Origin of the sequence: Micromonospora sp. ATA51 (assembly GCF_016802855.1) — a bacterium.
In the GTDB taxonomy this organism is placed as follows: domain Bacteria; phylum Actinomycetota; class Actinomycetes; order Mycobacteriales; family Micromonosporaceae; genus Micromonospora; species Micromonospora sicca.
In genome coordinates, this window is the sequence record NZ_JAEVHJ010000250.1 from 1 (window position 1) to 10,141 (window position 10,141).

A 10,141-nucleotide genomic window follows, 5' to 3' on the forward strand; every position below is an offset into this window, starting at 1 on the left:
GACGAGAAGCGCCGCGAGCACGCCGAGCGCCGCCGCCGGCGGCAGCGCCCGGCCGAGCGGCAGCAGGAGCAACGCCGCCACGGCGGCCGCCACCTGCGCCGGCCGGACCGCCTGCTCGGTGAGCCGGCGGAAGAGCAGCCGACCGGCAAGGTAGACCGTGGCGCCGCCGTACAGGGCGACGGAGGCCGACCAGCTCAACGTGCCACCGCCGGAACGGCGGCCACCGCCGTCCTGCTCGGCGACGTGCGCGAGCACCTGCTCGATGCCGAGCGCGACGTAGATGACCCCGATGATCAGCAGCAGGTGGGTGACGCTGTAGGCGTCCGCCGCCATCCGGGCCCGCCGGTCCCCGCTCGCCGCGGCGAGAGCGCGGGCCGCCGCAGGCGCGGCGTCGGCGAAGTACAGCCACCACAGGCAGACCGTCACGGCCAGGCCGACCAGCGCCACGCCGAGGACCGGCGGCGCGATCACCGCCGACCTGGCACCGACCCCCGCCGCGACCAGCGACTCGCCGAGCGCGATGATCAGGACGAGTCCGTGCCGTTCGGCGAAGTGGCTCGGGCTGCGCAACGGCCAGACGCCGCGCCACGCGTACGACAGACGCTGCCCGCCGATCTCGATCACGAACGCCGCCACCCACAGCACGGCATGGGCGGCCCCGCCCAGCAGCGCGCCGAGCAGGAGCGGCACCCAGCCGAGGGCGCTGACCGTCGCGAAGAACCGGATCCGCGCGCGCAGTCCGGGGACGGCGCCCGCCACCCAGTGGTACAGCAGCAGGTGGACCGCGCGGAGCAGCACGTAGGCCAGGACGAGGAGCAGCGGCCCGTCCAGGCCCGGCCCGGACGACCAGGAGCGGGGCATGACCAGCGCGGCGACGAAGAGCGCCGCCATGGCGACCAGGATCCCCGCACGGACCAGACCGACGTCGGCCCGCGTCTGGTTGCCCAACCAGGCGTACGACGACCAGGCGAACCAGAGCAGCACCAGCAGGAGCAGGCCCTGCGCCATGGCCACCGGGGTCGGCGGCTGCCCGATCAACGCCATGATCCGCGTGAGCGCGAAGACGAACACCAGATCGAAGAAGATCTCGAACGTCGTCACCCGACCGTCCGGGGCGGCCGGCACCGGGGCCCGCGGCCGGATCCGCACGTCGTCGGGCCGGGACGCGTTCAGCTGCGGAGGAACGCGAGCAGATCCTTGTTGACCTGATCCTGATGGGTCGAAGTGATGCCGTGCGGCGCGCCCGGGTAGTAGATGTCCTGCGCGTTCCGGACGAGCTGGGCGGTCTTCCGCGCCGAGTCCTTCACCGGGACGATCTGATCGTCCTCGCCGTGCAGCACGAGCGTGGGGACGTCGAACTTGGCGAGGTCGTCCCGGAAGTCCGTCTCCGAGAACGCCTTGATGCTCTCGTACGCGTTCCACAGCCCGGCCTGCATGCTCCACAGCCAGAACTGGTCGAGGATCCCCTTCGAGACCTTCGCGCCGGGCCGGTTGGCGCCGTAGAACATCTGCGCCAGGTCCTGGTAGAACTGCGACCGGTCCTTGACCAGGTTCGCGCGCAGTTCGTCGAACACGCTGATCGGGAGGCCCTCCGGGTTGTCCGGGGTCTGCACCATGATCGGCGGTACGGCGGAGATGAGCACCGCCTTGGCGACCCGGCCGGTGCCGTGCCGGCCGATGTAGCGGGCCACCTCGCCGCCGCCGGTCGAGTGGCCGATCAGCGTCGCGTCCCGCAGGTCGAGCGCCTCGATGACCGCGGCGAGGTCGTCGGCGTACCCGTCCATGTCGTTTCGCGTGCCGGACTGGCTGGACCGGCCGTGGCCGCGACGGTCGTGGGCGACCACCCGGAAGCCGTTCTGCGCCAGGAAGAGCATCTGCCCGTCCCAGGCGTCCGCGCTGAGGGGCCAGCCGTGGGAGAAGGTGACGACCGGACCCTCGCCCCAGTCCTTGTAGTAGATGTCCGTGCCGTCTTTGGTCGTGACGAAACTCATGCCGCTACCTTCCTGGTCACAAAAGTGGGGTGCGGACGACCGAGCCGCGCGCGCAGTCTCGCCGCAGGCCGGCAGGGGGAGGTCGACTTCACCCGATGCTAGGTCGGCCCTCGGCCGGGAACGGCCGGTTCACCGAAACGCGCTGCGGGCGAAGGGAGAGGCCCCCGACCGGTCGTTGCCGATCGGTCTCCATCGCCACGACTACCCTCGTACGGATGTCGATCCCCCAGCCGGTCCGCGCACGCTTCCTGCCGGGATCGGACGCCACCGTCCCGCCCGCCCCCGACGACCTGGCCCTGCCAGTGGCCGGCCGCCGGCTGTTGACCGCACCGGACGGCGGCTTCCCCCGGGTCGCCGACCTGCCGCCGGAGACCCGCTGGGTGCCACTGGGCACGCTCGACGGGGTACGCGCCTGGGGCGCCGAGGTGGTCCCGGGACAGCACGACGGGGGGCGCTGGCGCAGCTGGCGCGTGCTCGCCGCCGAGCTGCCCGAACCGCTCGCCACGCTCGCCGGTCGGGCGCTGGCGGTGCTCACCTGGCGGCGTACCCACCGCTGGTGCGGCGCCTGCCGGGAGGAGCTGGCCGACGTGCCCGGCGAGACGGCCCGCCGCTGCCCCGGCTGCGAGTTGTACGTCCCGATGGGGCTCTCCGCCGCGGTGCTCACCGCGATCACCCGCCCCGGCCCGGCCGGCGGCGCCAACGAGCTGCTGCTCGTCCGGCACGCGTACGGCCCGGCGGAGCTGTGGGCGCTGGTCGCCGGCTTCCTGGAGGCGGGCGAGTCGCTGGAGGCGGCGGTGCACCGGGAAGTGGCCGAGGAGGTCGGGCTGGCCGTCGGCAGGGTCACCTACTTCGGCAGCCAGCCCTGGGCGATGTCCGGGCCGGGGACGCTGCTCGCCGGCTTCACCGCCACCGCCGCCGACCCCACGGCCGAGCCGGTGGTCGACGGGCGGGAGCTGACGCAGGCGCGCTGGTTCCCGGTGGACTCGCTGCCGGCGGAGCTGCCGCCGGCGTACTCGATCTCCCGCTGGCTGATCGACGCGGCGGTGACCGCCGCGCGGCGCTGAGCCCGCGCGGCGCCCGGGGCCGCAGGCCGGGGCCAGGGAGGGCAGCGCCGCAGGTGGTCCGCCGGCTCAGACGCCCAGCAGGGTGCGCAGGTGCCGGGGCGGCGGGCAGTCGTGCGCCAGCATCGCGTCGTGCCACTCGCGCACCGACACCCCGTCCGGCCGGGACCGGGCGATGTCGGCCATCTCGCTGTAGCCGACGAAGTACGTGGAGAGCTGGGTGGAGGTCAGCAGCGCCCGGCGCCACTTGCCGGCCGCCTCGCCCTCCTCCTGGAAGCCGCGCCCGGTCATCAGCGCCATCGCCTCCGACTCGGGCAGGTCCTCGCCGTGCACGAGCTGGTCGAGCAGCGCGTTGATGGTCATCCGCAGCTGCATCTTGAGCTGCTGCAACCGCACCGGCAGCCCGCCGAAACCGAGGCCGGCCATCAGCTCCTCGGTGTAGACCGCCCAGCCCTCGACGAACACGCCGGACTCGGTCAGCGCGCGGACCCGGGTGGGGCCGGCGTACCGGCGGGCGTGGGCGAGCTGGAGGAAGTGACCGGGCACCGCCTCGTGCACGGTCAGGTTGCGGATCATGTGGTCGTTGTACTCCCGGTAGAACGACTCGACCCGGTGCGCCGGCCAGTCCGCGGGGGTGGGCGCGATGCAGTAGAAGGTGGGCAGGTCGGCCGTCTCCAGCGGGCCCGGCGAGTCGCAGTACGCCACCGCGACCCCCCGGGCGAACTCCGGCATCTCCTGGATCACGCACGGGTCTTCGACCAGGGTGATCAGGTCGTGCGCGCGGACGAAGTCGCTCGCCTCGTCCAGGGTGACCGAGGCCAGCTCCACGATGGACTGGTCGTCGGGGTGCTCGGCGGCGAGCAGGTCCAGCGCCCGGCGTACCGTCTCGTCGTCGGCCGGACCGCCGACCAGCTCGACGGCCGCCTCGCGGATCTCCGCGGTGACCCGCTCCAGGTTGGCCCAGGCCCGGCGCTGCACCTCGGCGGCGCCCAGCTCGGTGTCGAGGGTGTGCCAGAGCCGCGCCTCCCAGCGGCGCCGGCCCAGCCGCGGGTCGCGCCCCGGCCCGGCGTCGGCGGCCAGGCCGATCCGCAACCAGGCCACGAACTCCTCCAGCGCGGCGATCGCGTCGGTCGCGGCGGGCTCGACCCGGCCGTACAGCCCCGGCGCCTCGGCCAGCAGCCGGGGCACCTCGTCGCGGATCAGCGCCGCTGTGCCGGTGAACTGCCCGACCGCCGTCTCCACGTGGATCCGCGGCATGTCGCGCAGCGTCGCGCGCGCGGTCGCCAGGGCGTCCGGTACGGCCGACAGCCGCCCGGCGAGGTGGGACAGCCGCTCCTCGACGGGCGCGTACGGGCGGGCGAGCAGCGCGTGCAGCAGCGGACCCGGGTTGTGTCGCAGTGGGTCCCACTCGTGCGCGCGGATCTCCGTCGACTCGAACATCGCCCGGTCGACGAGGCTGCTCAGCAGCGCGTGGTCGACGCCCTCCTCGACGTCGAGCGAATCCGGGTCGATCTCGGAGAGCGCGTCGGCGGCCTCCTTGAGCATCGCCTGGTCGGCTGCGACCGCGTCCGCGGAGAGGTCGGGCAGCCGGTCGTCGTACCGGTGGTCCCCGGCCGACGTGGCCAGCCCCGGCCGGCTCTCCAGCAATGCCTCCACGATCCGCTCGGCGAGCGGCACGAACGACTCCATGCCCCGACCCTACCGACCTCGCGGCACCTCGGCCGCCCTTCGGTTGATCATGAAGTTGTTGTCACTCGGCACGACGGGTCGTGACAACTTCATAATCAACTCGGCTGGTCGGCGCGGGCCTCGCGTTCGGCGGTGCGGACGGCTTCGGCGTAGGCCAGGGTGGTGCGACGGAGGGCGGCCTCGGGGTCGATGTCCGCCTGCCGCGCCGCCGCCACCGTGGCGAGGAGGCTGGCGCCGAGCCTGGCCTCCGGGTCGACCTGGGACTCCGCGAGCGGGGGCGGGACGGCGAGCCCGACGCGGGCGGCGCGGTCGAGGATCTTGGCGGCCAGGGCGAGGGCGGGCTGGCTCAGCGCGATGCCGTCCAGCACCGACTCGCGGGCCTTCTCGGCCCGCTTGATCCGCTCCCAGTTCGCCTCGATCTCCTCCAGCGAGCCGGTCCGCTCCCCGGAGAAGACGTGCGGGTTGCGGCGGACCATCTTGTCGACCAGCCCCCCGGCCACGTCGTCGACGTTCCACCGCTCGTCCTCGGGCAGGTCCTCGGCGAGGCGGGCGTGCAGCAGCACCTGAAGCAGCACGTCGCCCAACTCCTCGCGGAGAGCGTCGGTGTCGTCGGCGCTGATCGCGTCGTACGCCTCGTAGCACTCCTCGAGCAGGAAGCCGGCGAGGCTGCGGTGGGTCTGCGCCCGCTTCCACGGGTCACCGCCCGGCGAGGCCAGCCGGTCCATCACCTCGACCGCGTCCAGCAGCCGGGCCCCCGGCGGATCCCACGAGCCGTACATCAGCTCCAGCTCGGCCAGCCCGGGCTCGCGGGCCAGCCGCAGCCCCAACTCCCGGGCCAGCGCCTCGTCGCCGGCCGGGCCGGCCAGCCAGACCGCCGTGCCGTGCGCGGCCACCGCGTCCAGCAACGCCTGCGTCGCGCCGCCCTCGACCTGCACCGAGACCTCGGCGCCCGCCGAGCGGACCGCCGCCGTCAGCGCGCTCTCCGCGCCCGCCAGCACCGGAGCGGACCGTACGACGTCCCAGGCGGCCGCGGTCAGCAGGCCGGCCGGCAGCCGGGGCGAGGTGACCAGCAGGACGATCCGCGCGGACATGCTCAGGAGGCGGCCTGACCGGTCGCCTCGGTGGCCACCGGCTCCGGCGTGGAGACGTCGGTCACCTGGCCGTTGCCGTGGACGTACGGCAGGTCGTACTGGCGGAGGCCGCTCTGGGTCTGCAGCAGCGCCGGGATCTCCAGCGCCCGGAAGCGCGGGTTGACCGTGACGTCGAGCTTCTCGACCTCGTCCTGCAGGGCCGCGCTCACCGCGGAGACCTGGCGGGTGAACGGCGCCTGCTCGAACTGCTGGCGCTGCTCGTCGGCGGACCAGCCGGCCGGGGCCACGCCGGCCTTGACCAGCGCGTCGTAGAGGTCACCGCGCGAGTCGTCGGTCAGCTCGGCCGGCGGCAGCCCCGCCTCCAGGCCCAGGTAGAGGTCGTACCACTCGGCGGCGAGCTGCGCGTACTCGGTGTCCGGCACGCCCAGCTCCTTGCCGATCTGCGCGGCGCTGAGCTGGTCCTGCACCTCGACCTTCTTCTCCTCGGCGATCCGCTTGCCGAGGTCGATGCCGACCAGCAGGTTGAGGATGTCCTGCCGGTCCACGTTCAGCTTCAGCTGCTCCGGCGACGGGGTCGCCCCCTGCTGCGCGGCGGAGGCCTTCACCGACTCCTCGTACGCCGCCTGGGCCTCGTCGTGGATGGCGTCCACCCGGTCCACCGAGTAGGTCCGGTCCCCGACGTACGCGGCGACGTCCGGGGCGGACCGACCGCAGGCGGCGAGGGGGAAGACAGCGAGGGCCGCGACGCTGGCGGCGGCGATGAGACGGCGAGCACGCATGACGGTCACTCTCTCACGCCCGCCACCCGGCTGTGACGCCGCCCACCGGGCCGGCTCACCGGGCCCCCGCCAGGGCCGGCTCGCCCAGCACATCCTTGAGGAGCTGGGCGCACCACTCCAACAAGGCCTGGTCGCGCAGCGGCTCGCCGCCCACTCGGCGGGTGCTCGGGCGCGGCACGCTGACCTGGTCCTGGGCCTGCTTGTAGACCGAGTCCGGGTGGTAGCGCTTGAGCCGCAGCTGCTTCGAGTCGGGCAGCGGCAACGGGCCGAACCGCAGGTGCTTGCCCTGCATGGAGACCTCGCTGAGGCCGTACCGGCGGGCCAGCAGCCGGAACCGGGCCACCGCGACCAGGTTCTGCACCGGGGCGGGCGGCTCGCCGTACCGGTCGGTCATCTCCGCGACCACCTCGCGCAGCCGCTCGTCGTCGCGGGCCTCGGCGAGCTTGCGGTACATCTCCAGGCGCAGCCGCTCCACCCCGACGTAGTCGTGCGGCAGGTGCGCGTCGACCGGGAGGTCGATCTTGACGTCGGCCTCCTCCTCGGGCTGCTCGCCCTTGAACGCCGACACCGCCTCGCCGACCATCCGGACGTACAGGTCGAAGCCGACGCCCTCGATGTGGCCGGACTGCTCGCCCCCGAGCAGGTTGCCGGCGCCCCGGATCTCCAGGTCCTTCATCGCCACGTACATGCCGGCGCCCAGCTCGGTGTGCTGGGCGATGGTGGCCAGCCGCTCGTGCGCGTGCTCGGTGAGCGGCTTCTCCGGCGGGTAGAGGAAGTAGGCGTACGCCCGCTCCCGGCCCCGGCCGACCCGGCCGCGGATCTGGTGCAGCTGAGCCAGGCCGAGCAGGTCGGCGCGCTCCACGATCAGGGTGTTGGCGTTCGGGATGTCGATGCCGGACTCCACGATCGTGGTGCAGACCAGGACGTCGAACTCCTTCTCCCAGAAGCCGACCATCACCTTCTCCAGCGCCTCCTCGCCCATCTGGCCGTGCGCCACGGCGACCCGCGCCTCGGGCACGAGCTCCCGGATCCGGCGCGCCGCCCGGTCGATCGACTCGACCCGGTTGTGCAGGTAGAACACCTGCCCGTCGCGGAGCAGCTCGCGGTGGATGGAGGCGGCCACCTGCCGGTCGTCGTACGCCCCGACGAAGGTCAGCACCGGGTGCCGCTCCTCCGGCGGGGTGGCGATGGTGGACATCTCCCGGATGCCGGTGATCGCCATCTCCAGCGTCCGCGGGATCGGGGTGGCCGACATGCTCAGCACGTCGACCGAGGCGCGCAGCGTCTTCAGGTGCTCCTTGTGCTCGACGCCGAAGCGCTGCTCCTCGTCGACGATGACCAGGCCGAGGTTCTTGAACCGGGTGGCCGTCTGGAGCAGCCGGTGGGTGCCGATGACGATGTCGACGGTGCCGTCGGCGATCATCTCCAACGTCCGCTCGGACTCCTTCGGCGTCTGGAACCGGGACAGCTGCCGGATGGTCACCGGGAACTGACCCATCCGCTCGGCGAAGGTGTTGTAGTGCTGCTGCACCAGCAGCGTGGTGGGCACCAGCACCGCCACCTGCTTGCCGTCCTGGACCGCCTTGAACGCGGCTCGCACCGCGATCTCGGTCTTGCCGTACCCGACGTCGCCGCAGATCAGCCGGTCCATCGGCACGGTCTGCTCCATGTCCCGCTTGACCTCGTCGATCGCGGCGAGCTGGTCCGGCGTCTCCTGCCAGGGGAAGGCGTCCTCCAGCTCCCGCTGCCACGGGGTGTCCGGGCCGAACGAGTGCCCCTTGGACGCCTTGCGGGCGGCGTAGAGCTGGATCAGCTGGGCGGCGATCTCGCGGACCGCCTTGCGGGCCCGGGCCTTCGACTTCTGCCAGTCCGAGCCGCCCATCTTGTGCAGGGTGGGCTGCTCGCCGCCGACGTACCGGGAGAGCTGGTCGAGCTGGTCGGTGGGGACGAAGAGCCGGTCGCCGGGCTGGCCGCGCTTGCTCGCGGCGTACTCGATGACCAGGTATTCCCGGGAGGCGCCGTTGACGGTGCGCTGCACCAGCTCGACGTACCGGCCGATGCCGTGCTGCTCGTGCACCACGTGGTCGCCGGCCTTGAGCTCCAGCGGGTCGATGGTGTTGCGCCGCCGGCTCGGCATCTTGCGCATGTCCCGGGTGGAGGTGCCCCGGCCGCCGGTGACGTCGTTGCCGGTGAGCAGCACGAACCGGGACGCCTCGTCGACGAAGCCGCCGGTCAGGCAGCCACAGGACACCAGCAGCTCGCCGGGGGCGGGCGCGGTGGGGACCGCCTCGGTGAGCCGGGCGCCGAGACCGGCGTCGCGGAGCACCTCGACGGCCCGCTGGGCGGGGCCGTGGCCCTCGAAGACCAGCGCGATCGACCAGCCCTCGCCGGCCCAGCGCTTCAGGTCCTCGACCACCCGGGCGGTCTCGCCGTGGTAGAGCGGGGCGGGCTGGGCGGCCAGGGTCACCGCGATCGCGTCGTCGGGGCTGACGTCGACCTCGGTCGGCTCGTCCTCCCACGGCTGGCGGACCGGTGCGGTGGCGTCCGCCTCGACCAGGCCGAACGGCGCGAGGGTCCACCACGGCTGGCGCAGGGCGCGGGCCGCCGTGCGTACGTCGCCCAGGGTCTTGAACGCGGCGGCGCCGAGGTCGACCGGGGCCTGGCCGCCGACGGCGGCCGCGGCCCAGCTGGCCTGGAGGAACTCCTCCGAGGTACGCACCAGGTCGTGCGCCCGGGTGCGGATCCGCTCCGGGTCGCAGAGCAGCACGTGGGTGCCGGCCGGCATGCAGTTCAGCAGCAGTTCCAGGCTCTCGTTGCCGAGCAGCGCCGGGACCAGCGACTCCATCCCCTCGACGGGGATGCCCTCGGCGAGCTTGTCGAGGATCTCGGCCAGCTCCGGGTGCTCCTGCGCCAGGGCGGCGGCCCGCTTGCGGACCTCCGGCGTGAGCAGCAGTTCCCGGCAGGGCGGCGCCCAGAGCTGCGGCACGCCCTCGATGGTGCGCTGGTCGGCGACGGCGAAGGTGCGGATCTCCTCCACCTCGTCGCCCCAGAACTCGACCCGGGACGGGTGCTCGTCGGTGGGCGGGAAGACGTCGAGGATGCCGCCGCGGACGGCGAACTCGCCCCGCTTGGTGACCAGGTCGACCCGGGCGTACGCCATGTCGGTGAGCCGGCGGGCGACCTCCTCCAGATCCGCCTCGTCACCCGCGGCGAGCTGCACCGGCTCCAGGTCGCCGAGCCCCTTGAGCTGGGGTTGCAGCAGCGACCGGACCGGCGCCACGACCACCCGCAGCGGCCCGGTACGCCCGTGCGCGTCGGCGGAGCCCGGGTGGGCCAGCCGGCGCAGCACGGCCAGCCGCCGCCCGACCGTGTCGGAGCGGGGCGAGAGCCGCTCGTGCGGCAGCGTCTCCCAGGACGGGAAGACCGCCACCTGCTCCGGCGGAACCAGGCTGCCCAGCGCCGAGGCGAGGTCGTCGGCCTCCCGGCTGGTGGCGGTGACGGCCAGCACCGGGCGGCCGGCGCCGCCCGCG

7 protein-coding genes are annotated in these 10,141 nt (G+C 73.6%); 1 reads left to right on the forward strand and 6 read right to left on the reverse strand.

Features of this window, described 5'->3' with window-relative positions:
* Positions 1 to 1,101, reverse strand: a 1,101-nt coding sequence (locus tag JNW87_RS28360; RefSeq protein WP_238454711.1) for a low temperature requirement protein A, incomplete at its 3' end; no start/stop codon positions are given.
* A gap of 68 nt (positions 1,102 to 1,169) precedes the next feature.
* Positions 1,170 to 1,991 (reverse strand): alpha/beta fold hydrolase, encoded by an 822-nt coding sequence (locus tag JNW87_RS28365; protein WP_109805064.1) that lies wholly within the window; start codon positions 1,989 to 1,991, stop codon positions 1,170 to 1,172.
* Positions 1,992 to 2,206: 215 nt separating this feature from the next.
* Between JNW87_RS28365 and JNW87_RS28370 the strand changes: the two genes are divergently transcribed.
* On the forward strand, positions 2,207 to 3,055 hold the full coding sequence (locus JNW87_RS28370) for an NAD(+) diphosphatase (protein WP_109805063.1): 849 nt from the start codon (positions 2,207 to 2,209) through the stop codon (positions 3,053 to 3,055).
* Between the two features lie 66 nt (positions 3,056 to 3,121).
* On the opposite strand, the gene JNW87_RS28375 is transcribed toward JNW87_RS28370, so the two are convergent.
* The 4 genes from JNW87_RS28375 to mfd all read right to left on the reverse strand — a co-directional run.
* On the reverse strand, positions 3,122 to 4,741 hold the full coding sequence (locus JNW87_RS28375; RefSeq protein ID WP_109805062.1) for a DUF885 domain-containing protein: 1,620 nt from the start codon (positions 4,739 to 4,741) through the stop codon (positions 3,122 to 3,124).
* A 95-nt stretch (positions 4,742 to 4,836) separates the two neighbouring features.
* Complete coding sequence (locus JNW87_RS28380; RefSeq protein WP_109805061.1) at positions 4,837 to 5,832, reverse strand: nucleoside triphosphate pyrophosphohydrolase; 996 nt, start codon at positions 5,830 to 5,832, stop codon at positions 4,837 to 4,839.
* A 2-nt stretch (positions 5,833 to 5,834) separates the two neighbouring features.
* Positions 5,835 to 6,611, reverse strand: coding sequence for a hypothetical protein (locus tag JNW87_RS28385; protein ID WP_109805060.1), 777 nt, complete (start codon positions 6,609 to 6,611; stop codon positions 5,835 to 5,837).
* Between the two features lie 55 nt (positions 6,612 to 6,666).
* Positions 6,667 to 10,141, reverse strand: a 3,475-nt coding sequence (gene mfd, locus JNW87_RS28390) for a transcription-repair coupling factor (RefSeq protein WP_238454712.1), incomplete at its 5' end; no start/stop codon positions are given.